The sequence below is a fragment of the Streptomyces sp. NPDC005898 genome, from assembly GCF_040629635.1.
In the GTDB taxonomy this organism is placed as follows: Bacteria; Actinomycetota; Actinomycetes; order Streptomycetales; family Streptomycetaceae; genus Streptomyces.
Genome location: NZ_JBEXWC010000021.1, coordinates 1 through 23,027 on the forward strand (window position 1 = coordinate 1; position 23,027 = coordinate 23,027).

A 23,027-nucleotide genomic window follows, 5' to 3' on the forward strand; every position below is an offset into this window, starting at 1 on the left:
GGGGTCGCCGGGGGCCCCGGGGGGGGGGGGGGGGTAACACATCCGCCGCGGAGGGGCGGGGTAGGGGGTGACGCCGGGCACCGGGCGAGGCAGGGCCCGGCGGAGAGGGAAGGCCCTGTCGGCTGGATGTCGGTGGTTTGTCGGTGGGGCATGACACCGTCTGGGGCATGACACGAATCGACAAGAACCCCGACGGCGCAGGGAGCGCGGTCACCGTAAGGGGACTGGTCAAGCACTACGGCGAGACCAAGGCACTGAACGGCGTGGACCTGGACGTCCGCGAGGGCACCGTCCTCGGCGTACTCGGCCCGAACGGCGCCGGCAAGACCACCCTCGTCCGCTGCCTGTCCACCCTGGTCACCCCGGACGCCGGCACCGCCCACGTCGCCGGTTACGACGTGGTCCGCCAGCCCCGCCAGCTCCGCCGCGTGATCGGCCTCACCGGCCAGTACGCCTCGGTGGACGAGAAGCTCTCGGGCCGCGAGAACCTGTACATGATCGGGCGCCTGCTGGACCTGTCCCGCAAGGAGGCGCGGTCCCGGGCCGACGGCCTGCTGGAGCGGTTCTCCCTCACGGAGGCCGCCAAGCGCCCGGCGAGCACGTACTCCGGCGGTATGCGCCGCCGGCTCGACCTGGCCGCCTCGATGATCGGCAGTCCCGCCGTCCTGTACCTGGACGAGCCGACGACGGGCCTCGACCCCCGCACGCGCAACGAGGTGTGGGCCGAGGTCAAGCGGATGGTCGCCGACGGCGTCACCGTGCTGCTCACCACGCAGTACATGGAGGAGGCCGAGCAGTTGGCCTCGCGGCTGACGGTCATCGACCGCGGCGAGGTGATCGCCAACGGCGGCATCGACGAGCTGAAGGCGAAGGTCGGCGGCCGCACCCTGCGCGTCCGCCCGGCGGACCCGCAGGAGCTGCGCCCGTTGGCCAGCGCCCTGGACGACCTGGGCCTGACCGGCCTCGCCACGTCCACGGTGGACGTCGAGTCCGGCGCGGTCCTGGTGCCGATCCTCAGCGACGAGCAGCTGACCGCCGTGGTCCACGCGGTCACCGCGCGCGGCATCACGATCGGCTCGATAGCCACCGAACTGCCCAGCCTGGACGAGGTGTTCCTCTCCATCACCGGCCAGAAGGCCAGCGCCCCGCAGGACGCCCGCCCCGAACTCGAGGAGGTTGCCGTATGAGCACCACCACTCTCGCGCCGCCCCTCACCAAGGGCCAGACGGCGGACGACGCCCGCATCGGCCTGCGCGGCCACGTCCGTCACACCGGCGCGCTGGTCCGTCGCAATCTGCTGTGGATCCGCCAGGACCCCGAGTCGATGTTCGACGCGGTGCTGATGCCGATCATCTTCACGCTGCTGTTCGTGTATGTCTTCGGCGGTTCCATCGGGCAGGCGCTCGGCGGCGGCCAGGACCAGTACGTGCAGTACGTGGTGCCGGGCATGATGGCGATGATGAGCATGAACATCGCCATGGCCGTCGGCACCGGCTTCAACCAGGACTTCCAGAACGGCATCATGGACCGTTTCCGCACCCTGCCGATCGGTCAGGGCTCGGTGCTCTTCGCCAAGATCGTGGTGGAGCTGATGCGGCTGCTCATCGCGACGACGGTCATGATGATCGTCGGTGTCCTGGTGGGCTTCGACATCACGAACTGGGGCGGTCTGTTCGCCGCCGTGGGTCTGTCCGCGCTCTTCGGCACGGCCATCATGTGGATCTTCCTGGTCCTCGGCGTCTCGATGAAGAGCGCCCAGTCCGTGCAGGCGATGGGCTTTCTGGTCCTGATGCCGCTGCAGTTCGGCTCGTCGATCTTCGCGCCGACCGGGTCCATGCCGGGCTGGCTGCAGGCGTTCACCGACTACAACCCGCTGTCCTCGCTCGCGGACTCCGCGCGCGGCCTGATGATCGGCGGCCCCGTGGCGCACGACGTGTGGGTCACGGTCGGCTGGTCGGCGGCGCTCACGCTGGTGATGGCGCCGATCGCGATCCACAAGTTCCGCACCAAGCACTGACCGCCAGGCTCCCCCGGAAAGACCGGGGTTCATACGGCGCACAGGGCGGCGGTCTCATCGAGCATGAGCCCGCCGCCCTCGGCGTACGCGGTTCGGGCTCTCCACAGCGCCGTGGGCCCCGCTTCCTTGGAACCCCGTGGTGGGTGCGAGGCGTTTTCGGTGGGGGACCGATATCGTCGCCACGCGCCGTGCGTCCGTGCGGTCCGAGGATTTCGGGAGTTCCACCTCATGACCACCGCCCCTCTCCGCGGCAGTGACCGGCGGATCAGTCCCGTCTTTCTCGGGATCGCCGCCGTCGCCGCGGTCTCCGGCTGGGCCGCCTGGACCGGTTTCGGAAAGTCCCCCGGGCCGGCCGTGTTCCTCTTCGTGACGGCCGCCTGGATCGTCTCGCTGTGCCTGCACGAGTACGCCCACGCGCGTACGGCGCTGCACGGCGGGGACATCTCGGTCGGCGCGAAGGGCTATCTGACGCTGAACCCGTTGAAGTACACGCACGCCCTGCTGAGCATCGTGCTGCCGGTGCTGTTCGTGATCGCGGGCGGCATCGGGCTGCCGGGCGGCGCGGTCTTCATCGAGCGGGGCCGGATCCGGGGCCGCCTGCAGCACAGCCTGATCTCGGCGGCGGGCCCGCTGACGAACGCACTGTTCGCGCTGGTCTGCACGGCGCCGTTCTGGCTGCACGCCCTGGACGGCGTGCCGGCCGTGTTCCGCTACGCGCTCGCCTTCCTCGCCCTGCTCCAGGTGACGGCGGCGATCCTGAACTTCCTGCCCGTCCCCGGCCTGGACGGCTACGGCGTGCTCGAGCCCTGGCTCTCGCCCGCGTTCCGCCGCCAGGTGGAGCCGTTCGCGCCGTTCGGGCTCCTCGCGGTCTTCGCCGTGCTGTGGCTCCCGCAGGCCAACGAGGCCTTCTTCGACGCGGTCCACGCGCTCCTGCGCGGCCTCGGCGTCAGCGAGCGGGACACCTACTGGGGCCGGGACCTGTACCGCTTCTGGGCCGGCTCGCAGGAGGTGCCGCGGGCGCTCAGCTCGTAGGCGCGGCCGCGTCCCGCCGCAGCTTGGCCCGCCGCAGGTAGAACCACGCCATGTTCGACGCGAGGCCCGCGAGCAGCACCCACACGACGCCGAGCCAGCTGCCCCGCGCGAAGGAGAGCACGGCGGCGGCGACGGCGAGGGCGCAGACCACGAGGGCGTACAGAGCGAGGCGGGGCATGGGGGTCGGCTCCTGTCGGATGCGGCGGGGGACGCCCGGGGGCGTGCGGTCGTACGCGTCCAGTGTCCCCCATGCCCGCCCGCGCCCTATACGTCGGTGACGCGCAGCCCCGCGTGCGCCTTGTAGCGGCGGTTGACGGAGATCAGGTTGGCGACCAGCGACTCCACCTGGTGGGCGTTGCGCAGCCGGCCGGCGAAGACGCCCCGCATGCCGGGGATGCGGGCGGCCAGCGCCTGCACGAGGTCCGTGTCGGCGCGGCTCTCGCCGAGGACCATGACGTCGGTGTCGATCTCCTCGACGTCGGCGTCCTGGAGCAGGACGGCCGACAGGTGGTGGAAGGCGGCGGTGACGCGGGAGTCCGGCAGCAGGGCGGCGGCCTGCTCGGCGGCGCTGCCCTCCTCGGGCTTGAGGGCGTAGGCGCCCTTCTTGTCGAAGCCGAGGGGGTTGACGCAGTCGATGACGAGCTTGCCGCGCAGGTCCTCGCGCAGGGCTTCGAGGGTCTTGCCGTGGCCGTCCCACGGCACGGCGACGATCACGATGTCGCTGCGCCGCGCGCACTCCGCGTTCTCGGCGCCCTCGACACCGAGGCCCAGCTCGTCGGCGGCGGCCCGGGCGCGCTCCGCCGCACGGGAGCCGATGATCACCTTCTGTCCGGCGCGGGCCAGGCGGTAGGCCAGGCCCCGCCCCTGGTCGCCGGTGCCGCCGAGGACACCGACGACGAGCCCCGACACGTCGGGCAGCTCCCAGGGGTCCTTGGCCGGGGCCTTGGCGGGGGCGTTCTGAGCACGGTCTGCGGCACTGTCTGTAGAGGTCATGGGGTGACCTTACTCAGCGGTCACAGGTGGTCACGTCAGTTCACCAGTTCGGTCAGCGGGATGCACCGGAAGGTGATCGTCTCGTACGCGCCGAAGTCCCCCGTCTCGTAGAGCAGGCCGATGGTCTCCTCGTCGAGGCGTACGAGGTCGGAGTAGGCGGCGGGCAGCCCGTCGACGGTGTGCACGGGCCGCCAGGTGGTGCCGCCGTCGGTGGAGCGGCGCACGGTCATCAGGGCGCGGAAGCCGGGGTCGGCGGGGCCGGAGAAGAGGAGCAGGTCGGGGTCGCGCACCTGAAGGACGCTGCCCTCGACCACGGGGCCGGTGAGGCAGGCCTGGGGGCGGAAGGGCCTGACGAGGCCGCGGCCGCCGTCGCGGGAGTGGGCGTCGGCGCGGCTGCCGGGGGCCGGGGAGTCGTTGCGGGTGTTGAAGTAGAGGCGTCCGTCGGGGAGTTCGGCGGCGGTGGTCTCGTTCACGTTGATGTAGCCGTTGGTGTTGTCGTCGATGTAGCCGATGCGCCAGGTGGCGCCGGCGTCGTCGCTGAGGAGGCAGTGGCCGCCGTTGTACCTGCCCTCGATGCCGGTGTCCGAGCCGGACGGCGGCAGGGAGTGGTTGGCGGGGACGACGACGCGGCCGGTGGTGAGTTGGAGGGCGTGCCCGGGCCCGGTCGCGTACCACCGCCAGGCGGGCTTCTTCACCGAGGCGGTGATCTCGCGCGGGGCGGACCAGGTGCGGCCGTCGTCGTCGCTGTGCTGCACCCACACGCGCCGGCCGGCGGCCGCGGAGACCTTGCCGCGCCGGATGGCGTCCTCGGTGGCCGCGGCGGCGTTCCTGACCTGGACGAGCAGGACGCGGCCGTCGGCGAGGACGACGGGGGCGGGGTTGCCCGCGAGGTCGGCGCCGTTCTTGCCGACGACCTGGAGCGGGCCCCAGGTGCGGCCGCCGTCGACGGAGCGCTTGAGGACGATGTCGATGTCGCCGAAGTCCTCCTGGGATCCGACGCGGCCCTCGCAGAAGGCGAGGACGGTAGAGGGGCCGGGGGTGGGGGCCGTGGTGACGACGGCCGGTATGCGGAAGCTCGCGTAGCCCTCGCGGCCCGCCCGGAAGGGAACAGACGTCTCATAAGTCATGGTGCGGGCTTCCCCACTCCGGGGGAATTTCCGGTGAACTCCGGGTCACGAGTGCTCCGTTGGTGCAGGATGCGGCGCCATGGACGCCGTACGGGTCGCGCTGCTGCGCGAAGTGCTCGCCGGGACCGAGTGGCTCGGGGCCACGCGCCGCTTCGCGGGCGCCCTGCGTTCGTCCGTCGTGCCGCACGGCGGCGGGCTGCTCCTGGTGGGCACGCGGGCGTACGAGCCCTGGCACCTGGCCGCGCACCTGGTGGACGAGGCGGCCTGGTCGGGCACGCCGGAGCTGACCCCGACGCTCGTACGCCACCGGATCCTCGCCGCCGATCCCGCGCACCTGTCGACCGGGCTCGGCCGGATCGAGGCCGCGCGGCGCGGCGAGACGCTGCTGGTGGTGGCGCCGGACGCGCCGGACGCGGAGCTGCTGACGCGCGTGCACGACGCGCGGCGGGCCGGGGCGACCGTGCTCGCGCTCGACGCGGGGGACCGGGATCTGGGGGCGCTGGCGCATGAGGCGCTGAGCGTGCCGGGGGCGAGGGGTGAGCCGGGGGACGATCTTGACCTGGACACGGTGCAGCATCTGGTGAGCGCGGCAGCCGGGGAGAACGCGTTGCCCGCGGTGCGGGGCCGTCGCCGCTTCCGGGACCGGCTCTCCCGCCTCACCGACCACCTGACGGCCCCACCACCCACCCGGTGGTAACGGCCACCGTCCACGGCCCCGGCAGCCCCTACCGGCTCGACCCCGCCGCTTCGCGGCCATACCGGCGAACCTCCCGGCTCGGCCCCTCCCGACTCGGTCCCGCCGCTTCGCGGCGGTTTTCCCACCCACCCACCCGGCACCCCGCGTCACGTCCGTGAGGCACCGGCGACGACCGAGCGGGTGGGGAACCGGCCGCGCAGCGGCGAAGGGGCCAGCCGCCACACCGGGCACCGACCGAAACCGGCGGCGACGGGACCCCGCAGCTCGATGCCGAGTATCGGGCGGGTGGGTGGGTGGGAGAACCGCCGCGAAGCGGCGAAGAGGCCGGCCGCCACACCGGGCACCGCCCGAAACCCCCGGCGAGGAGACCCCGCAGCCCGTTGCCGAGTATCGGGCGGGTGGGTGGGAAGACCGCGGCGAAGGGGCCAGCCGTCACACCGGGCACCGCCCGAAACCCCCGGCGAGGAGACCTCGCAGCTCGATGCCGAGTATCGGGCGGGTGGGTGGGAAAACCGCGGCGAAGAGGCCAGCCGTCACACCGGGCACCGCACCGCCCGAAGCCCCCGGCCAGGGGACCCCGCGGCCCGACGCACCCGGGAGAACCGGCGAGGCCCGCCTACCCCTCGCCCCCCGCCCTGTCATGCCACCGAGGATCATTCTCCCACTGGAGATTCCGCTCCGCGGCCGTCCGCATCGCCGCTTCCGCCTCCGGCCGCGAGGCGTACGGCCCCATCCGGTCCTTGCCGGGGCAGTCGGGGCCCTCCTCCACCTTCCGGTGCTCCAGGCAGTAGTACCACTCCCCCGGCTTGCCGACCGTCCGCTTCTTGAACAGCGCCATGTCCCGCTCCTCTCGTTCCCGACGTCGTTCCTGACGCCATCGTGCCCCGAGACGGCTGGCTAGACTCGCCGGCATGTCTGGCCAGTCACTGCTCGTCCCAGGGGAGCTCTCTCCCGTCCGTTCCGTTCCCGGCAACATCAGGCGCCCGGAGTATGTGGGCAAGCCCGCCCCCACCCCGTACAAGGGGCCCGAGGTGCAGACCCCCGAGACCATCGAGCTGATGCGCACCGCGGGCCGCATCGCCGCGCAGGCGATGGCGGAGGCCGCGAAGCACATCGCCCCGGGGGTGACCACCGATGAGCTGGACCGCGTCGCGCACGAGTACATGTGCGACCACGGCGCCTACCCCTCCACGCTCGGCTACCGCGGCTTCCCGAAGTCGCTGTGCAGTTCGATCAACGAGGTCATCTGCCACGGGATCCCCGACTCCACCGTCCTGAAGGACGGCGACATCATCAACCTCGACGTGACGGCGTACATCGGCGGCGTGCACGGCGACAACAACGCCACCTACCTCGTCGGCGACGTCGACGAGGAGTCGAGGCTGCTGGTGGAGCGGACCCGCGAGTCCCTCGACCGCGCCATCAAGGCCGTCAAGCCCGGCCGCCAGATCAACATCATCGGCCGCGTCATCGAGTCGTACGCGAAGCGCTTCGGCTACGGCGTCGTGCGTGACTTCACCGGTCACGGCATCAACACGTCCTTCCACTCCGGCCTGATCGTCCCGCACTACGACAGCCCGCACGCGACGACCACCATCAAGCCCGGCATGACGTTCACGATCGAGCCGATGCTGACGCTCGGCACCCACGAGTACGACATGTGGGACGACGGCTGGACCGTCGTCACCAAGGACAGGAAGCGCACCGCGCAGTTCGAGCACACGCTGGTGGTGACGGACACCGGGGCGGAGATCCTCACACTGCCCTGAGCCCCAAGCCCCTCCGTGTGCTGCTCGCGCGACGCGGACCGGATGACCGCCGAGAACGGGATGAGCGGCGCGTCCATGAGGGACCTCGGGCCGAGACCTCGGCCTTCATCCGCGGCCTCCTCGGCGGCGGCCTCGGCGTCGACGCCTTCGCGCGGTACACGGAACAGTTCTGGTTCCTGTACCGCGCCCTGAACGACGGCGCCGGCGCCCTGCGCGGCGACCCGGCCGCCCCCGGGCCCCAGGTCACAGGTCACAGGGGCACGACCCCTCCCCGACTTGACCATCGCTTTACCCCTTCATGGGCGCTCCATCGCCCGCCCGTGATCGGCCCGTGAGCGGCGGGCCCGCTTGAGAGCTGAATCACTGACCGGGCGGGTATCAGCGTGGTAAGGGTCGGTTAAGTTAGGTCCGCCTCACCGGCCGCGGTGGGGTTCGCGTTCGTCAGTGACCCGTCTTGGAGCCCTCTATGCGACCCGTGCGACCTGTCCGCCTGTCCGTCGTCACCGCTGTCGCCACCGCGGCCGCCCTGACCGCCGTCACGGGCTGCACGGAGAAGAGCGACGCCAAGGGCGGTGGCGCGCACAGCGTGCGGGTGACCGCCACCGACGACAAGTGCGAGGTCTCCAAGAAGAAGCTGACCGCCGGGCACGTCGAGCTGGCCATCGAGAACAAGGGCTCGAAGGTCACCGAGGTCTACCTCCTCTTCCCCGACGACCGCATCGTGAGCGAGCGCGAGAACATCGGCCCCGGCACCAAGCAGAAGCTCACCGCCGAGGTGAAGGCCGGCGCGTACGAGATCGCCTGCAAGCCCGGCATGAAGGGCGACGGCATCCGCCAGAAGGTCACCGTCACCGGCGGCGGGAAGACGGCGAAGCGCGACCCGCGCCTGGACAAGGCCGTCGCCGCCTACCGCGCGTACGCCCAGGCCCAGGCCGACGAGACGCTGCCGAGGACGAAGACCTTCACCGACGCCGTGCGCGAGGGCGATCTGGCGGCCGCGAAGAAGGCGTACGCCGACTCCCGCATCGGCTGGGAGCGCACCGAGCCGGTCGCCGAGTCCTTCGGCGACATCGACCCGAAGGTCGACTTCCGCGAGGACGGCCTGGAGGACGGCCAGGACCCGGAGAAGGACTGGACGGGCTGGCACCGTCTGGAGCGGGCCCTGTGGAAGGACAAGAAGATCGGCAAGCGCGAGAAGGAGCTGGCCACCCTTCTCGACAAGGACCTCAAGGACTGGCAGCAGCGCGTCGGCAAGGCCGTGATCACCCCGACCTCCATGGCCAACGGCGCCAAGGAGCTGCTCGACGAGGTCGCCACCGGCAAGGTCACCGGGGAGGAGGAGCGCTACTCCCACACCGACCTGGTCGACTTCAAGGCCAACGTCGAGGGCGCCGAGAAGTCCTACGAGCTGCTGAAGCCCGTCGCCGCCGAGAACGACCCGAAGCTCACGAAGGAGCTCGACAAGCAGTTCGCGGCCCTGGACAAGCTCCTGGAGAAGTACCGCGAGGGCGGCAAGGACTCCTACGACTTCACCTCCTACGACAAGGTCGCCAAGGCGGACCGCAAGGAGCTGTCCGACGGGGTCAACGCGCTCGCCGAGCCGCTGTCGAAGCTGGCCGCGGCCGTCGCGAAGACCAAGTAGCGGCTGGGGGACCCGATGCCTGACGACAACACCCACGACACCCGCGTGCCGTCCCGGCGTTCGCTGCTCGGCTGGGGCGGCGCCGGGCTCGCGCTCGGCGCCGCCGCGGCCGGCGGCGCGGTGGCGGTGACCCGCTCCGGCGACGAGGTGGCTCCCGCCGGGGAGACGGGCGGCGCCGTCCCCTTCCACGGCGCGCACCAGGCCGGCATCGCCACGCCCGTGCAGGACCGGCTGCACTTCGCGGCGTTCGACGTGAAGACGGACGACCGCGCGGAGTTCGTCCAGCTCCTCAAGGACTGGACGAGCGCGGCCGCGCGGATGACCGCCGGCCACACCGTCGGCGAGGGCGCGCACGGCGGACTCGCCGAGGCGCCGCCCGACGACACCGGTGAGGCGCTCGGCCTCAAGCCCTCCCGGCTGACGCTGACGATCGGCTTCGGGCCCTCCCTGTTCGAGAAGTTCGACCTTGCCGAGCGGCGGCCGGAGGCCCTGGTCGAGCTGCCCAAATTCCCCGGCGACAACCTCGATCGGGCCCGCAGCGACGGCGACCTGTGCGTGCAGGCCTGCGCGGACGACCCGCAGGTGGCGGTGCACGCCATCCGCAACCTCGCCCGCATCGGCTTCGGCAAGGTCGCCGTGCGCTGGTCGCAGCTCGGCTTCGGCAAGACGTCCTCGACGACGCCGGACGCGCACACGCCCCGCAACCTCTTCGGTTTCAAGGACGGCACGCGCAACGTCTCCGGGCAGGACACGGCGGCGCTGGCCAAGCACGTGTGGGTCGGCGAGAAGGACGGGCCCGACTGGCTGGCGGGCGGCTCCTACCTCGTGGCGCGCCGCATCCGGATGAACATCGAGACGTGGGACCGCACCTCGCTCGGTGAGCAGGAGGACGTGTTCGGGCGCGACAAGGGCGAGGGCGCCCCGGTCGGCAAGGCCAAGGAGCACGACGAGCCGTTCCTGAAGGCGATGAAGCCCGGCGCGCATGTGCGGCTCGCGCACCCCGACGCCAACGACGGGGCGACGATCCTGCGCCGCGGCTACTCCTTCACGGACGGCACCGACGGCCTCGGCCGGCTGGACGCGGGGCTGTTCTTCCTCGCCTACCAGCGGGACGTGCGCACCGGTTTCATCCCGGTCCAGCGCAATCTGGCGCGCTCCGACGCGCTCAACGAGTACATCCAGCACGTGGGTTCCGCGGTCTTCGCGGTCCCGCCGGGCGTCCGCGACAAGGACGACTGGTGGGGCAGGGGCCTGTTCACCGGGGAGGCGTAGCCGATGTTCGGCAACTATCTGATCGGTCTGCGCGAGGGGCTCGAGGCCAGCCTGGTCGTCTGCGTCCTCATCGCCTACCTGGTGAAGACCGGGCGGCGGGACGCGCTGGCACCGATCTGGACCGGCATCGGCGTCGCGGTGGCGCTCGCGCTCGGCTTCGGCTGCGCGCTGACCTTCGGCTCGCAGGAGCTGACGTTCCAGGCCCAGGAGGCCCTCGGCGGTTCGCTGTCGATCGTCGCGGTGGCACTGGTGACGTGGATGGTCTTCTGGATGCGGCGCACGGCGCGGCACCTGAAGGCCGAACTGCACGGCAAGCTGGACTCGGCCCTCCAGATGGGCACGGCCGCGCTGGTGGCGACCGCGTTCCTCGCGGTGGGCCGGGAGGGCCTGGAGACGGCCCTGTTCGTGTGGGCGTCGGTGCGGGCCTCCAGCGACGGTTCGCACGGGCCGCTGCTCGGCGTGCTCCTCGGGCTGCTGACGGCGGTCGTGCTCGGCTGGCTGTTCTACCGGGGCGCACTGCGCATCAACCTCGCGAAGTTCTTCACCTGGACCGGCGCCATGCTGGTCGTGGTGGCGGCGGGCGTGCTCGCGTACGGCGTGCACGACCTCCAGGAGGCGGAGTTCGTCGGCGGGCTGCGGGACAAGGCGTTCGACATCAGCACGACGATCCCGCCGGACAGCTGGTACGGCACGCTCCTGAAGGGCGTCTTCAACTTCCAGCCCGATCCGACGGTGCTTCAGGTCGTCGTCTGGCTGCTGTATCTGGTCCCCACCCTGGTGTTCTTCTTCGCCCCGGCCCGCAAGGCGAGCAGCCCCCCGGCCACCGCCGAGGCCGCCGCGCCGCCCCGGTAGGGTTCGGGCCCGGGAGAAGGGCGTAGGTGAGGGGACCCCCATGAGCAAGGTGCGCAGATTTCGCGGTGTCCGCGGGCCGTTCGCGGCGGTGGCCGCGGCGGGTGCCCTGTCGGTGGCGGCGACCGGGTGCGTGACGGTGCACGGCGAGCGGGAGGTCGTCCCCGCGGCGACGAAGGCCGAGGCCGCCCAGGCCCTCAACGCCTTCCTGGCCGCCTACAACAAGGCGGAGAGGACGTACGATCCGGCCGCCGACGCCGCCCGGATCACCGGTCCGCTGGGCGCCATCAACCAGGCGGGCCTGCGGTCGCGGCGCGTCCAGCACCCGGGGGGCAACCCCGGGGCGACGCCGCTGAGGCTGACGGACGTGTCGTACGCCATCCCGAAGAAGGCCGGTTGGCCGCGCTGGTTCCTCGTCGACGCCGAGGCCAACCGCAAGGTCGGCGGCCGCGGGGACGCGCGCTGGCTGTGGATCTTCACCAAGGGCGGCCCCGGCCGGCAGTGGGAGGCGTCCTATCTGAACCTCGTGGCGCCCGGCAAGGTGCCCCGCCTGAAGAAGGACGAGGACGGGTGGGCGGTGCCCGTGGCGGTCGGCGCGGCGGACGTGGCGGTGGCGCCGCGGAAGCTGGGCAAGGCGTACACGGCGTATCTGAAGTCGGGCGGCGACACGTTCGCGCCGGGCGACCACACGTCGAAGTGGAAGGCGCTGCGCGACCGGAACACCAAGCGGCTCGGGGTGGGCGTGCAGTACCTGGACTACCCCATGGACTCCGGTGACTTCGCCCCCGTGGGGCTGCGTACGAAGGACGGCGGGGCGCTGGTCTTCTTCGCCACGCACCACTACGAGCGGCAGACGGCCGCCAAGGGCATCGACCTGCGTCTCGACCCGGACGTCAAGGCGCTCCTGAAGGGCGAGGTGCGGCAGTCGGTGACGCTGGAGCGCGTCGCCAACCAGGTGGTCCTGGACCCGCCGAGGTCCGGCGGCGACAAGGTCGCCTTCCTCGGCCGCATCCAGGGGCTCACGGGCGCGAAGGGCGACCAGCAGTAAGCCCAGCGGGCCCAGTAGGTTCAGTGAAAAGCCCGGCGCGCGCACGGCGGGCGCGTCGTCAGCCGCCCAGTGGCCAGGCGGCCGTCTCCTGCCGGGGGCCGTCCGCGAACCGCGCGCACTCGTCGGTGAGGGTCTCCAGGAGCGTCAGCGGGTCCGGCAGCGGGTGCTCGGGGCCGCGCACCCAGCGCACGTCCAGGTCACCGGGGAGCCGGGCGGGCGGCACAAGCACGTAGGAGCCGCGGCAGTGCCAGCGCAGGCCCGGGTGCTCGTCCATCGTCTCGGGGTGGCAGTCCAGCTCACAGGGCCACCACTCGTCCTCGTCCTCGGGGGTGCCGCGGGTGGCGGTGTAGAAGAGCATCCGGTCGTCGCCCGACTCGGCCACGGGACCGACGTCGATGCCCGCTTCGAGGAGGCGGCGCAGCGCCTCGCGGCCGGCGTCCAGCGGCACGTCGAGGACGTCGTGGACCATGCCGGTCGCGGTGATGAAGTTCGCCTGCGGCTGGTCGCGGGCCCAGCGCTCGATCTGGCCGGGGTCCGTCGTGGACTGCGTCTGCCAGGCGAAGGAGACGGGGTGGCGGGCGGGCGTGGGGCAGCCGACGCGGTCGCAGGAACATCGGTAGCCCGAGGGGTGTGCGGCCGGGGCGAGGGGCAGCCCGGCGGCCGCGGCGGCGCGCAGCAGATCCTCGCGGGCCCGGTCGTCGGCCGTCGTGTCCTTGGGACGCCGGCGAAGCCACTGGGAAATCCTGCCCTGCCCGCCGGACCGGCTGCCGAACTCCGCGCCCATCTAGCCCCTCACCTCGCCGTTGTGCCGAAAGCTTGACCCATGGTCCCACCATCCTGCGCCCGCGGGGGCCGGAGCCCGCATCCGGGGTGGCCGGGGGGACGCCAGGCGCTGCCCGCCATCCCCCCTCATCGCCTACTAAGTGGTGATTTGCCCTGTACCCCCCTACGGTGTCGCCATGGTCATTAGGACTGCGCTGACAGGCCTCACGGCGCTGGCCCTCACGGCACCGAGCGGCTTCCTCGCCCCGATCGAGTGGGGCCGGGGGCCCCTGACCGTGGACGCGCTGCCCCGCGTCGTCTACACCGCGCACCGCGGCGGTGCCCTGGAGGTGCCGGAGAACAGCATGGCGGGGCTGCTCGCCGCGTACGAGCGGGGCACCGCGCAGGTCATCGACTTCGACACGCGGATACTGCGCGACGGCACGCCGGTGGTCATGCACGACAGGACCCTGGACCGCACCACCTACGCGATGGGCCCGGTGCGGATGTTCGACCGGTACACCTGGCGCGGTGTCGTGCTGCGGCCCGACGCCTCGCTGCCGGGCCGGTGGCGTCCGGAGCGGGCGCCGACGGTCGAGGAGGTCCTGGACCGGTTCGGCGGGCGGATCATGCTGATGCTGGAGGCCAAGGACCCGCACGGCCTCGACGAGCTGGCCCGGCTGATCCGCTCCCGGGGCCTGGCCCGCTCGGTCTTCGTCAACTCCAACAGCCCCGCGGTGGCGCGGCGCGCCCACGAGCTGGGCCTACTGGCGCAGCTGTGGCGCTCCAAGGCGCAGCTGCGCACCGACCGGCCCGAGCGCTGGGCCGCGTACGTGGACGTCCTGGACGTGGACCACAAGGCGCGCGACCGGGATCTGGTGCGCGCGGTGAACTCGGGCGTCCCGCGGGTGTGGGCGCACACGGTGACCACGCCGAAGCAGCGCGACCGCGTGCTGCGGCTCGGCTGCAACGGCGTCATCACGGACGCCCCGGGGCTCCTGTCGCGTACGCCGATCGAGCCGGCGCGGCCCGGCCGGCGGGCGTAGCCGGGTCGCCGGCCGGCCTCGTCAGGAGGTCGCGGGGCGGCTGGCGATGCCGTACAGGGCGTACTCGACGAGCTTGTCCGCGTAGGCGTGGGTGAGGGGGCCCGAGCGCATCAGCCAGCGCTGGGCCAGCGGGCTCGACCACAGTTCCAGGGCGATGCGGGGGTCGACGTCGGGCAGGACGTGCCCCGCGTCCTGGGCCTGGCGCAAACGCTTCACGAAGAGCTGGAGCTGCGGTTCGAGGAGCTTCTCCACGAACTCGGCGCCCAGTTCGGGGTTGAGCAGGCCCTCGGCGGCGAGCGCGCGGTAGGGGGCGTCGTACTTGGGGTCGTTGAACTCGTCGACGGTGGCCCGCATGACGAACTTGAGGTCGGCCTCCAGGTCCCCGGAGTTCGTGATCTCGGTCTGGGTCACGCTCTCGCCTGCCTGCCGGCTCGCGGCCTCGGCGGCCTGCGCGCCGAGGTCGAGGAAGGCGTCGAGCAGCACGGCTCCCTTGGACGACCACCAGCGGTAGATCGTCTGCTTGCCGACGCCGGCGCGGGCCGCGATGGCCTCGATCGTCAGCTTGGCGTAGCCGACCTCGCCGACGAGGGCCAGGGCGGCGTCGTAGATCGCGCGGCGCGAACGTTCGCTGCGGCGCGTGGAGTCAGGGGCGGTCTTCTGGGCCATGCCTCGAAGGTACCAGCGGCCGAACGATACGTACCGTCTTGACAAGACGCTGCGTCTCGTTCAGAGTGGACCCCGAAGCGAGACGGAGCGTCTCGTCTACTCGATGGAGGTGGGCACCATGACCCGAGGTGGATCCGGAGGCATGCTGGGCGTCGGCGGCACCCGCAGCAATCTCCCCCGCCAGGCCCTGCGGGGCGCGGCCCGGGGCGGACGCGTCGGCGGCGGCCTCAGCGCCCAGGACCAGAAGCGCGAACTGCTGCGCAGGCTGATGGAGGGCCGCGAGAGGCCCGGCCGGCCTTGAGGGGTGGCCTCGCACCGCGTGGACCGGGCGGGGCCGGGCGAGGCGGGGCCGGGCGAGGCGGGGCCGGGCGAGGCGGGGCCGGGCGAGGCGGGGCCGGACCTGCCGCACCGCACCGGCCCGCGTTAGGCCGTGAGCACGGTGGGGCGGGGATGGCAACCACCCGTTCGGTGCACAGCGCGGAGGCTTCTCGCACCGCACTATGGGCAGCAACTGCCCCACGGCGGGCGGCGACTGCCGCACCATGGGCAGCAGCCGCCCCCGTGGGCGGCACCTGACCCTGCGGTACGTGAGGAGCCTTCGTTGTCCCGTTTTCCTCGCTCTCCTCGGCGCGCCACACCCCGGCGCTATCTGATGTGCCCACCGGCACACTTCAAGGTCACCTACTCCATCAACCCCTGGATGGACCCCGCCAAGCCGGTCGACGTCCCGCTCGCCGTCGCCCAGTGGGAGGACCTGCGCGACCGCTACCGCTCGCTCGGCCACACCGTCGAGGAGCTGGTCCCGCGCCCCGGCCTGCCCGACATGGTCTTCGCCGCGAACGGCGCGACCGTCGTGGAGGGGCGGGTGCTCGGCGCGCGCTTCGCCTATGCGGAGCGGGAGAAGGAGGCGGCGGCCCACCTGGAGTGGTTCCGCGCGCACGGCTTCACCGACATCCACGAACCCACCCACATCAACGAGGGCGAGGGCGACTTCGCCGTCACCTCCTCCTACGTGCTGGCCGGGCGCGGCTTCCGGGCCAGCCCCCTCTCGCACGGCGAGGCGCAGGAGTTCTTCGGCCGCCCGGTGATCGGGCTCGACCTCATCGACCCGCGCTACTACCACCTGGACACCGCGCTCGCCGTCCTGGACGACGCGGCGGACGAGGTCATGTACTACCCGCCCGCCTTCTCCCCCGGCAGCCGGGCGGTCCTGCGGAGCCTGTTCCCCGACGCGGTGATCGCCGAGGAGGCCGACGCCGAGGCGCTCGGGCTCAACGCCGTCTCCGACGGACTCCACGTGCTGCTCCCCCAGGCCGCGTTGGGACTCTACGAACCCTTGCGGGCACGCGGCTTCGAACCCATCGGGATGGACCTGGGCGAACTGCTCAAGGGCGGCGGCAGCGTGAAGTGCTGCACGCAGGAGCTGCGGACCTGACCCCTGCGGACCTACCCCCTGGGGAGCTTCGCCGGGCAGAGCCGGCGCGGCGCGTCGTCGCCCTTGAGGCGGGCGTCGACGCAGCCGCCCGGCAGCCCCCGGTACGCCGTGGTCCCGAAGTTGGCCGTCACCGTCAGCACGCCCTTGCCGAAGACGGTGCGCTGCACGGTGCGGTCGGCGGTCATCTGCCGGAACGCGGTGAGCTGTTCGGTGCCGGCCGCCTTGTGCAGGGGCGCGAAGTACCGCTGGAGTGCGGCCAGTTCCGCGCCGTGCTTGTCCAGCGAGGCGCCGTCCAGGACGTAGTTGAGGGGCGTGTTGTAGAGCATCGCGAGCAGCGCGCGCGTGGTCTTCTGCGCGGGCAGCTTCTCGTACGACAGTTCCCAGCGCTCGGTGTTGACGAGCGAGCCGTGCAGGGCGGTCTCGTAGAGCGGGGCGCGGTAGCGGGGGTCGTACATCGCCTTGGCGAGACCGGCGGGGAGGTCGACCGGCTTGAAGAAGACGCCGGGGGCGTTCTCGGGGTAGTAGCCGCCCCACTTCTCGCGGTCCTTCTGGAGCCGCCACATGCCGTCGGCGACCGGTGTCGCGCCGCCGTGGTCGAAGGCCACCGCCTTGTTCGCCCAGGCCTGCGCGCTCTCCGAGCCGAGGACCAGGCCCCGGTCCGCGATGCGCCGCATCCGGGCGAGGCGGTGTGCACGGTCCTCGGCCTTCGTCATGCGGTGGCCCTCGCCGTGGTCGCGGAAGAGTTCGCCGGTGGCGTCGACGTCGAGGAAGTAGCTGTCGGCGCCGTTGGCGACCATCGAGCGGGTGCGGTCCGCGAGGTAGTGGTGCGTCTTCTCGGCCCGCGCGAAGGCGCGGGAGCTGAGGTAGCAGCCGCGCCCGCCGAAACCGGTCCGCGGCTCGCCCTTCGCGTCGCGGACGCAGAAGTCGGGGTAGACGGTGCCGGGCCAGATCGCGTTCGGGGCGTCGGCGGTCCTCGGGTCCTGGCCGTTGGCGAAGGAGTCGTAGGGGCCGATGAGGTATCCGGCCTTCCGCGCGGCACGCACCGCCGCCCTGCCGGGGTAGGGCTCGCCGTCGTAGCCGAGCCACATCCGGTCGACGCCGAGCTTCCTGAGCCGCTCGATGCCCGCGGTCTGACGGGCCTCCCCCCAGGTGTAGGCGTGGAAGGCGCCGAGGAGGCGGCCGACGGCGGGGTTCTTCGCGATCTTCCGGCGCAGGCTGCCGAGTTGGCCGCGTTCAGTGAGGTAGGAGCGGTAGTCGGCGGCGGGCGCGACCGGGTTGCCGTCGGTCAGCGCGAAGGTGACCGTGTAGTCGCGGGTGCCCTCGCCGGAGTCGAAGGCGTGCCGCGCGGTGGCGCGCAGGCGGCCGCCGGGCGCGGTGAAGCCGAGGGTGGTGCCGATGTCGGTGGGCGTGAGGTAGCTGACGCCGGCGCCCCTGCCGAGGGAGTACCCCCACAGCGGCAGGGTCAGCTCGGCGCCGACGTCGACGGCGCTGCCCGCGAGCGCTCCTTCGCCGGTGGTCCAGAAGGGGTCCCCGGCGGGGATGTCCAGGCCTTCCCCGCGCGGCAGTTGCAGCGCCGAGGCGGTGGCGTCGGTGCCGGTGACGGGCCAGCTGACGGAGGTGTCGCGGTGGGCCGTCAGGCGCAGCGAGAGGCGGCCGTGGTCGGTGCGGGCGGTGACGTCGATGCCGCGTTCGGGGTAGCTCCAGCGGGCCTGTGCGGCGCCGGTGCGCGTGACCGGTCCCGGGTGGCCGAGGTCGGTGCCGGCGGGGGCGGAGAGCGTCAGGTCGCGGCCGTCGCGGGTGTGGGCGCGTACGGCGAGGGACGCGGTGTCCACGACGGCCGTCCCGCCGTGGACGGCGAGTTCGACGCGGCGGCCGTGCGCGGGTCCGGCGCCGGCGGCGTGGGCGGAGGAGGTCACCGCGACCGCCGCGAGGGCCAGGGCGACGGAGGAGGCGAGGAGTCGGCTCCCCGGCCGCCTGCGGGCGTTGTCGTGGTGGTGGACGTGGTCGTGGTCGTGGTTGCGGCCGGGGGGACTGGTGTCGGTCGTCATGGGGATGTGGATAGTCACCGCTTCTAAGAGGCTTGTGAGAAACGGGGCGACTGCCCTTGCCGGAGATCGTCGTGGTACCAATACGGGCGCGCGGGAACCACAGACGGCTTTTTCGCGTCGCACCACGAGAACCGAACAGTGGGCCCACCGGGGCCCTGGGGGAAGAAGAGGTATCAGCGCAGTGAATCGCATGCGCACGTCCGTCGCGGTCCTGGCCACCGCTGGAGCACTCACCGCCGGTCAGCTCGGCATGGCGGGGGCCGCGTCCGCGGCGACGAAGCCGACGCCGCGCGCCGCGTCGGCCACGCCGAGCGTCGCCCCGCGGACCACCGGCTGCCCGATCGACATCGTCTACACCTCCCGTTTCCAGATCGACCGGAACGGCTGGGTGACCAACGGCGGCCTGTACTTCGGGCTGAAGAACAAGAGCACCAAGACCTTCAAGAAGGTCAGCTTCACGGTGACCAACGTCAAGAACATCCGCTTCGGCAGTGCCACGCCCAAGGGCGGCAAGGTCACCCACAAGACGTCGAAGACCGTCACCGTCTACGACAAGAGCCTCGCGGGCAAGGCCAAGCTCGGCGTCAAGGTGCGCACGCACCTGCTGAACACCCGCAGCTACAAGGTGAAGTTCAACGTGCGCGGCAACGGCTGGAACTGCGCCGTCGACCAGGGCACCTGGGGCGCCTGAGTCACTCCTGTGGCGCGGACGGGGGCGGCCACGCGTCGCCCCAGTCCGCGTCCCGGGCCGCTCGGTAGAGGGCGCCGTGCCGCTTGGTCACGGTCTGCCGGCGCAGCTGCTCCTCGGCCCCGCACAGGTCGAGGAGCACCTGGCCCTTGCGGATCTGGGGCCGGCGCACGATCCGGTCCCGCGGCGGGCGCGGCTCGAAGCGGGTCGCCGCGACGTAGCTGAACTTCTCGTCCTCGTACGCCAGGGAGCCGCCCTTGACCTGGCGGTGCAGGGACGTCCTGCTGACCCGGGCCGAGAAGTGGCACCAGTCCGTGCCCGGCTCGATGGGGCACGCCGCGCTGTGCGGGCAGGGTGCCGCGATCCGGAAGCCGGCGGCGAGCAGCTGGTCCCGGGCCTCCAGGACGCGCGTGTAGCCGTCGGGGGTGCCGGGCTCCACGATGACGACGGCCTCGGTGGCCGCCGCTGCCGCCGCGTCGACGACCGAGCGCCGGTCCGCCCGCGTCAGCTCCTTCAGGACGTACGAGACGGTGACGAGGCCGGCGGCGTCGAGTTCGGGGGAGGCGCCGATGCGGGCGCGCTGCCAGCGGGTGGCGCGCAGCTGCGGGGCGCTTCGCGCCAGTTCCCGGCCGAGCGCGAGTGCGGGCTCGGCCCAGTCGAGGACCGTGACGGCGCGCTCGCCCTCCCAGGTCGCCGCGGCCGCCCAGACCGCCGCGCCGGTCCCGCCGCCGACGTCCAGCTGGCCGGCCGGCGCCCATCCCTCGGGGGCCGCGTCGGCGAGGGCCGCCAGTGCGGAGCGCACCGCCTCGAAGGTGGCGGGCATGCGGTAGGCCGCGTAGGCGGTGACGTCGGCGCGGTCCCGCAGGATCGGGGCGTCGGTCGGGGTGCTCCCCCGGTAGTTCTCGATCAGCCGCGTGACGGCCTGCGAGGCCTGCGTGGGCGCCAGCCCGTCCAGCGCCCTCGCGAGGGCGCCGCTCAGGATCTCTGCCGGGGAGGCCGGCGCCGCTAGGTTCAGGTCGTTCACCCAGCGATTCTACGGGCCCCGCCGATACGCCGGGCCGGCACGCCCGCCCCACCCACCAATCGCACGTGCGGCTGCATCGTGGTTGCTCGCGCCGTTCCCCGCGCCCCTGGGGGGGTATCGCCTCCGCCCCTCATATTTGTCCGGCCCAGGACAAGCCCCCTCAGGAGCGCGGGGAACTGCGCGAGCGGCCACAGACGCGCCGCGCACGCGGTTGCCGCGGCATCGGGCAGACGCGTGCGCGGGTCGTACGGGGCTGAGCGCGCCGTTCCCCGCGCCCCTGAGGGGGTGCCACCTCGGCCCCTTACCTGCGCGCCGCGCGAGCGAGGTGTGTGGCTGCCGTCGCTCGGGGGGCGTTGTCGGCGGGCCGGCGCCGGGGGTGGACGGTGTTGGCCAGCAACACCAGGAACGTGTCCGTGGCCCGGTCGAGGACCAGCGACGTGCCGGTGAAGCCCGTGTGGCCCGCCGCGCCCCGCCCCGCCAGCTCGCCCATGAACCACGGCTGGTCGATGCCGAAGCCGAGACCGGAGCCGGTGAACAGCAGCTCGACGAAGTCGGGGCCGAGGATGCGGGCCCTGCCGTGGGCGCCGCCGCACAGCAGGGTGCGGCAGAACACGGCGAGGTCCCGGGCGGTGGAGAAGAGCCCCGCGTGTCCGGCGACGCCGCCGAGCGCCCAGGCGTTCTCGTCGTGGACGACACCCCGCAGCATCCCCCGGTCCGCCTTGGCCCAGGGCCTGCGCTGGTCCTCGGTGGCGGCGGCGTCCGGCCGGGGTCCGAAGCCGGTGGCGGCCATGCCGAGCGGGCGGGTGATGCCCTCGCGCACGAGGACGTCGAGGGAGCGGCCGGTGAGGCGCTCCAGGACGTGCTGGAGCAGCAGCATGTTCAGGTCGGAGTAGACGTACGCGCCGGGCGCGGTGACCGGCGCCTCGGCGCGCAGGGCCGCGAGTCGGGCGGCGTCGTCCGGACAGTCGTACAGCGGGAGTTCGGGCCGCAGCCCGGAGGTGTGGGTGAGGAGCCGGCGCACCGTGATGCCGTGTGCGGCGGCGGCCCGGAACTCGGGGAGGTACGCCCCGACCCGCGCGTCGATGCCGAGCGTGCCGCGCTCCAGCTGCTGCACGGCGGCGACCGTGGTGAAGAGCTTGGTGAGCGAGGCCAGGTCGAAGGGCGTGTCGGCGCGCATCGGCACCTGCCGCTCGGGCGGCAGCTCGACGCCCGTGTCGGTCACCGGGTCGTAGGAGGAGTAGCGCACCGCCCGGCCCACCGCCTCCTCGGCCGCGATCACCGGGCCCCGGCCGGCGAGCACCACGGCCCCCGCGCACCAGGGCCGGGCCCCGCGCGGCAGCGCCCGCACCTCAGTGAGGAGGCGGCCGATCTCGTCGGGGTCGAGGCCCGCGCTCTCGGGGGTGCCGGTGCGCAGGGGCCGGGGTGCGCTCAGTGGTCCGCCTCCTGCGTGGTCGCGTGCTGCCAGGGGCGGCACAGTGCCACGAAGCAGGCGATGGCCGCCAGCGCGCAGGCCAGTTGGACGACGGCCATGGGGACGGCCGTGTCCTCGCCCGCGATGCCGACGAGCGGCGAGGCGACGGCGCCGATGAGGAAGGAGGTGGTGCCGAGGAGCGCGGAGGCGGAGCCGGCGGCGTGCGGGGTGCGGGTGAGGGCGAGCGACTGGGTGTTGGGCATGACGAGGCCCATCGTCGACATCAGGACGAAGAGTCCGGCCGCGACGGGGAACAGCCCGACGTCGCCGAAGACGCCGGTGGTCATGAGCAGCAGCGCGGTCGCGGCGACGGTGAGGGCGGCCAGGCCGGTGGCGAGGACCTTGTTCAGGCTGACGCGGCCGACGAGCACCTTGCCGTTGAGCTGGCCGGCGGCGATCAGTCCGACGGAGTTGACGCCGAACAGGAGGCTGAACGTCTGCGGGGAGGCGCCGTAGATCTCCTGGATCACGAAGGGCGAGGCGGAGATGTACGCGAAGAGCGCGGCGAACGCGAAGCCGCCCGCGATCATGTAGCCGGTGAAGACGCGGTCGGCGAGGAGCGAGCGCATGGTGCGCAGCGCCTCGACGGTGCCGCCGCTGTGCCGCTTGTCGGGGTCGAGGGTCTCGGGCAGGCGCCGCCACACCAGGAGCGTCAGCGCGGTGCCGACGCCCGTGAGGACGACGAAGACGCCGCGCCAGTCGGTGACGCGCAGGACCTGGCCGCCGATGAGGGGCGCGACGACCGGGGCGACGCCGGAGATCAGCATCAGGGTGGAGAAGAACCGGGCCATCTCCACGCCGTCGTACAGGTCGCGGACGACGGCGCGGGCGATGACGATGCCGGCGGCGCCCGCGAGGCCCTGGAGGAGGCGGAAGCCGATGAGGAGTTCGACGGTGGGCGCGAAGGCGCAGATCGCGGTGGCGGCGATGTAGACGAGCAGGCCGATCAGGAGGGGGCGGCGGCGGCCCCACTTGTCGCTCATCGGGCCGACGACGAGCTGGCCGAGGGCCATGCCCAGCAGGCAGGCGGTCAGGGTCAGCTGCACGGTCGCGGCGGGGGCGTGCAGGGCGTCGGTGACCTCCGGCAGGGCCGGCAGGTACATGTCCATGGAGAGCGGCGGTACGGCGGTGAGGCCGCCGAGGACGAGGGTGACGAGGGCGCCGGTGCGGCGGAGGGCGGCGAGCCTTCCGGGCTCCGCCGCCCCGGGTATCCGGTGCTCTTCCGTTGTCTGCCCGCACTCAGGCATCGTGCCCCTCCCGGTCGATCGGATCGCTGCCCATGGTCGCAGCTCCGGGTGCGTGCCCGGCACCGGATTTCACCTCGGGCGCGATCTCGCGGGCCGTCCCGCGCGCGCGGCCGCCCTCGGGAAAACCTGGGCCGCGGGGATACGGAGGGGAGGGGACTCCCCTGCGCCCAGCGAATCCCGGGGCCGCCGAAAAA

Annotated in this window: 23 protein-coding genes and 1 pseudogene; 14 read left to right on the plus strand and 10 right to left on the minus strand. The window is 72.7% G+C overall.

The genetic code is table 11. The features are described 5' to 3' along the window. Window positions 1-167: 167 nt before the first annotated feature. From ABZ385_RS24785 to ABZ385_RS24795, 3 genes are all read left to right on the plus strand, one after another. Complete coding sequence (locus ABZ385_RS24785) at window positions 168-1,187, plus strand: ATP-binding cassette domain-containing protein (protein ID WP_358913202.1); 1,020 nt, start codon at window positions 168-170, stop codon at window positions 1,185-1,187. Continuing rightward, window positions 1,184-2,017 (plus strand): ABC transporter permease, encoded by an 834-nt coding sequence (locus tag ABZ385_RS24790; RefSeq protein ID WP_358913204.1) that lies wholly within the window; start codon window positions 1,184-1,186, stop codon window positions 2,015-2,017. The genes ABZ385_RS24785 and ABZ385_RS24790 overlap by 4 nt, the downstream gene beginning before the upstream one ends. Window positions 2,018-2,245: 228 nt before the next feature. Further along, window positions 2,246-3,049 (plus strand): site-2 protease family protein, encoded by an 804-nt coding sequence (locus tag ABZ385_RS24795; protein ID WP_358913206.1) that lies wholly within the window; start codon window positions 2,246-2,248, stop codon window positions 3,047-3,049. Here ABZ385_RS24795 and ABZ385_RS24800 read toward each other — a convergent pair. The 3 genes from ABZ385_RS24800 to ABZ385_RS24810 all read right to left on the minus strand — a co-directional run bounded on the left by ABZ385_RS24800 (window position 3,039) and on the right by ABZ385_RS24810 (window position 5,169). Next, on the minus strand, window positions 3,039-3,227 hold the full coding sequence (locus ABZ385_RS24800; protein WP_358589677.1) for a hypothetical protein: 189 nt from the start codon (window positions 3,225-3,227) through the stop codon (window positions 3,039-3,041). The genes ABZ385_RS24795 and ABZ385_RS24800 overlap by 11 nt on opposite strands. A gap of 86 nt (window positions 3,228-3,313) precedes the next feature. Then, window positions 3,314-4,042, minus strand: a complete 729-nt coding sequence (gene npdG / locus ABZ385_RS24805) for an NADPH-dependent F420 reductase (protein WP_358913208.1) — start codon at window positions 4,040-4,042, stop codon at window positions 3,314-3,316. A 35-nt stretch (window positions 4,043-4,077) separates the two neighbouring features. Beyond that, the gene (locus tag ABZ385_RS24810) at window positions 4,078-5,169 is read right to left on the minus strand and encodes a sialidase family protein (protein ID WP_358913210.1); all 1,092 of its coding nucleotides are present in this window, start codon (window positions 5,167-5,169) and stop codon (window positions 4,078-4,080) included. A 79-nt stretch (window positions 5,170-5,248) separates the two neighbouring features. Here ABZ385_RS24810 and ABZ385_RS24815 point away from each other — a divergent pair, with 79 nt between their 5' ends. Beyond that, window positions 5,249-5,866 (plus strand): hypothetical protein, encoded by a 618-nt coding sequence (locus ABZ385_RS24815; protein WP_358913211.1) that lies wholly within the window; start codon window positions 5,249-5,251, stop codon window positions 5,864-5,866. A 616-nt stretch (window positions 5,867-6,482) separates the two neighbouring features. On the opposite strand, the gene ABZ385_RS24820 is transcribed toward ABZ385_RS24815, so the two are convergent. Continuing rightward, window positions 6,483-6,704 (minus strand): hypothetical protein, encoded by a 222-nt coding sequence (locus ABZ385_RS24820; RefSeq protein ID WP_358913213.1) that lies wholly within the window; start codon window positions 6,702-6,704, stop codon window positions 6,483-6,485. 73 nt (window positions 6,705-6,777) lie between these two features. On the opposite strand from ABZ385_RS24820, the gene map reads away from it, so the two are divergent. The 6 genes and pseudogenes from map to ABZ385_RS24850 all read left to right on the plus strand — a co-directional run bounded on the left by map (window position 6,778) and on the right by ABZ385_RS24850 (window position 12,446). After that, entirely contained in the window at window positions 6,778-7,635 is an 858-nt protein-coding gene (gene map, locus ABZ385_RS24825) for a type I methionyl aminopeptidase (RefSeq protein ID WP_358696828.1), read from the plus strand. An 89-nt stretch (window positions 7,636-7,724) separates the two neighbouring features. Further along, a pseudogene (locus tag ABZ385_RS24830) lies at window positions 7,725-7,880 on the plus strand (biliverdin-producing heme oxygenase); the annotation flags it as partial. A 230-nt stretch (window positions 7,881-8,110) separates the two neighbouring features. Then, window positions 8,111-9,277, plus strand: a complete 1,167-nt coding sequence (gene efeO / locus ABZ385_RS24835) for an iron uptake system protein EfeO (protein ID WP_358589688.1) — start codon at window positions 8,111-8,113, stop codon at window positions 9,275-9,277. A 15-nt stretch (window positions 9,278-9,292) separates the two neighbouring features. Next, window positions 9,293-10,549 carry an iron uptake transporter deferrochelatase/peroxidase subunit gene (gene efeB / locus ABZ385_RS24840; protein WP_358913215.1) on the plus strand — a complete coding sequence of 419 codons (1,257 nt, stop codon included), beginning with the start codon at window positions 9,293-9,295 and terminating at the stop codon, window positions 10,547-10,549. A gap of 3 nt (window positions 10,550-10,552) precedes the next feature. Continuing rightward, window positions 10,553-11,401: an iron uptake transporter permease EfeU gene (gene efeU, locus ABZ385_RS24845; RefSeq protein ID WP_358913216.1), complete on the plus strand. Its 849-nt coding sequence runs from the start codon at window positions 10,553-10,555 to the stop codon at window positions 11,399-11,401. Window positions 11,402-11,441: 40 nt separating this feature from the next. Then, complete coding sequence (locus tag ABZ385_RS24850; protein ID WP_358585623.1) at window positions 11,442-12,446, plus strand: hypothetical protein; 1,005 nt, start codon at window positions 11,442-11,444, stop codon at window positions 12,444-12,446. A gap of 58 nt (window positions 12,447-12,504) precedes the next feature. Here the strand turns inward: ABZ385_RS24850 and ABZ385_RS24855 are convergent, their stop codons facing one another. After that, the gene (locus tag ABZ385_RS24855) at window positions 12,505-13,230 is read right to left on the minus strand and encodes a bifunctional DNA primase/polymerase (RefSeq protein WP_358585621.1); all 726 of its coding nucleotides are present in this window, start codon (window positions 13,228-13,230) and stop codon (window positions 12,505-12,507) included. Between the two features lie 175 nt (window positions 13,231-13,405). On the opposite strand from ABZ385_RS24855, the gene ABZ385_RS24860 reads away from it, so the two are divergent. Beyond that, window positions 13,406-14,254, plus strand: a complete 849-nt coding sequence (locus ABZ385_RS24860; protein WP_358585619.1) for a glycerophosphodiester phosphodiesterase — start codon at window positions 13,406-13,408, stop codon at window positions 14,252-14,254. A 21-nt stretch (window positions 14,255-14,275) separates the two neighbouring features. Here the strand turns inward: ABZ385_RS24860 and ABZ385_RS24865 are convergent, their stop codons facing one another. Then, a complete protein-coding gene (locus tag ABZ385_RS24865; protein ID WP_358913217.1) occupies window positions 14,276-14,920 on the minus strand; it encodes a TetR/AcrR family transcriptional regulator in 645 nt (214 codons plus the stop codon). A 118-nt stretch (window positions 14,921-15,038) separates the two neighbouring features. Between ABZ385_RS24865 and ABZ385_RS24870 the strand changes: the two genes are divergently transcribed. Both ABZ385_RS24870 and ddaH read left to right on the plus strand, forming a co-directional pair. After that, a complete protein-coding gene (locus ABZ385_RS24870; protein ID WP_358585616.1) occupies window positions 15,039-15,221 on the plus strand; it encodes a DUF6243 family protein in 183 nt (60 codons plus the stop codon). 300 nt (window positions 15,222-15,521) lie between these two features. Further along, window positions 15,522-16,355 carry a dimethylargininase gene (ddaH, locus tag ABZ385_RS24875; protein WP_358585614.1) on the plus strand — a complete coding sequence of 278 codons (834 nt, stop codon included), beginning with the start codon at window positions 15,522-15,524 and terminating at the stop codon, window positions 16,353-16,355. 11 nt (window positions 16,356-16,366) lie between these two features. On the opposite strand, the gene ABZ385_RS24880 is transcribed toward ddaH, so the two are convergent. Further along, window positions 16,367-18,403, minus strand: coding sequence for a glycoside hydrolase (locus tag ABZ385_RS24880; RefSeq protein ID WP_358913219.1), 2,037 nt, complete (start codon window positions 18,401-18,403; stop codon window positions 16,367-16,369). A gap of 190 nt (window positions 18,404-18,593) precedes the next feature. Between ABZ385_RS24880 and ABZ385_RS24885 the strand changes: the two genes are divergently transcribed. Continuing rightward, on the plus strand, window positions 18,594-19,094 hold the full coding sequence (locus tag ABZ385_RS24885) for a hypothetical protein (protein WP_358701287.1): 501 nt from the start codon (window positions 18,594-18,596) through the stop codon (window positions 19,092-19,094). Between the two features lies 1 nt (window position 19,095). Here ABZ385_RS24885 and ABZ385_RS24890 read toward each other — a convergent pair whose 3' ends face one another. From ABZ385_RS24890 to ABZ385_RS24900, 3 genes are all read right to left on the minus strand, one after another. Beyond that, window positions 19,096-20,106: a small ribosomal subunit Rsm22 family protein gene (locus ABZ385_RS24890; protein WP_358913305.1), complete on the minus strand. Its 1,011-nt coding sequence runs from the start codon at window positions 20,104-20,106 to the stop codon at window positions 19,096-19,098. A 310-nt stretch (window positions 20,107-20,416) separates the two neighbouring features. Continuing rightward, the gene (locus tag ABZ385_RS24895) at window positions 20,417-21,580 is read right to left on the minus strand and encodes a serine hydrolase domain-containing protein (RefSeq protein WP_358913307.1); all 1,164 of its coding nucleotides are present in this window, start codon (window positions 21,578-21,580) and stop codon (window positions 20,417-20,419) included. After that, a complete protein-coding gene (locus ABZ385_RS24900) occupies window positions 21,544-22,833 on the minus strand; it encodes a Bcr/CflA family multidrug efflux MFS transporter (protein WP_358585608.1) in 1,290 nt (429 codons plus the stop codon). Before ABZ385_RS24900 ends, ABZ385_RS24895 begins: the two co-directional genes overlap by 37 nt. Window positions 22,834-23,027 lie beyond the last annotated feature (194 nt).

Coding starts and splice junctions, on each gene's coding strand:
- ABZ385_RS24855 (WP_358585621.1), bottom strand. CDS start 13,230: ATGGGCGCGGAGTTCGGCAGCCGGTCCGGCGGGCAGGGCAGGATTTCC.
- efeU (WP_358913216.1), top strand. CDS start 10,553: ATGTTCGGCAACTATCTGATCGGTCTGCGCGAGGGGCTCGAGGCCAGC.
- ABZ385_RS24785 (WP_358913202.1), top strand. CDS start 168: ATGACACGAATCGACAAGAACCCCGACGGCGCAGGGAGCGCGGTCACC.
- ABZ385_RS24865 (WP_358913217.1), bottom strand. CDS start 14,920: ATGGCCCAGAAGACCGCCCCTGACTCCACGCGCCGCAGCGAACGTTCG.
- ABZ385_RS24900 (WP_358585608.1), bottom strand. CDS start 22,833: ATGCCTGAGTGCGGGCAGACAACGGAAGAGCACCGGATACCCGGGGCG.
- map (WP_358696828.1), top strand. CDS start 6,778: ATGTCTGGCCAGTCACTGCTCGTCCCAGGGGAGCTCTCTCCCGTCCGT.
- ABZ385_RS24870 (WP_358585616.1), top strand. CDS start 15,039: ATGACCCGAGGTGGATCCGGAGGCATGCTGGGCGTCGGCGGCACCCGC.
- npdG (WP_358913208.1), bottom strand. CDS start 4,042: ATGACCTCTACAGACAGTGCCGCAGACCGTGCTCAGAACGCCCCCGCC.
- ABZ385_RS24880 (WP_358913219.1), bottom strand. CDS start 18,403: ATGACGACCGACACCAGTCCCCCCGGCCGCAACCACGACCACGACCAC.
- ABZ385_RS24795 (WP_358913206.1), top strand. CDS start 2,246: ATGACCACCGCCCCTCTCCGCGGCAGTGACCGGCGGATCAGTCCCGTC.
- ABZ385_RS24850 (WP_358585623.1), top strand. CDS start 11,442: ATGAGCAAGGTGCGCAGATTTCGCGGTGTCCGCGGGCCGTTCGCGGCG.
- ABZ385_RS24815 (WP_358913211.1), top strand. CDS start 5,249: ATGGACGCCGTACGGGTCGCGCTGCTGCGCGAAGTGCTCGCCGGGACC.
- efeB (WP_358913215.1), top strand. CDS start 9,293: ATGCCTGACGACAACACCCACGACACCCGCGTGCCGTCCCGGCGTTCG.
- ABZ385_RS24820 (WP_358913213.1), bottom strand. CDS start 6,704: ATGGCGCTGTTCAAGAAGCGGACGGTCGGCAAGCCGGGGGAGTGGTAC.
- ABZ385_RS24810 (WP_358913210.1), bottom strand. CDS start 5,169: ATGACTTATGAGACGTCTGTTCCCTTCCGGGCGGGCCGCGAGGGCTAC.
- ABZ385_RS24885 (WP_358701287.1), top strand. CDS start 18,594: ATGCGCACGTCCGTCGCGGTCCTGGCCACCGCTGGAGCACTCACCGCC.
- ABZ385_RS24790 (WP_358913204.1), top strand. CDS start 1,184: ATGAGCACCACCACTCTCGCGCCGCCCCTCACCAAGGGCCAGACGGCG.
- ABZ385_RS24800 (WP_358589677.1), bottom strand. CDS start 3,227: ATGCCCCGCCTCGCTCTGTACGCCCTCGTGGTCTGCGCCCTCGCCGTC.
- ABZ385_RS24860 (WP_358585619.1), top strand. CDS start 13,406: ATGGTCATTAGGACTGCGCTGACAGGCCTCACGGCGCTGGCCCTCACG.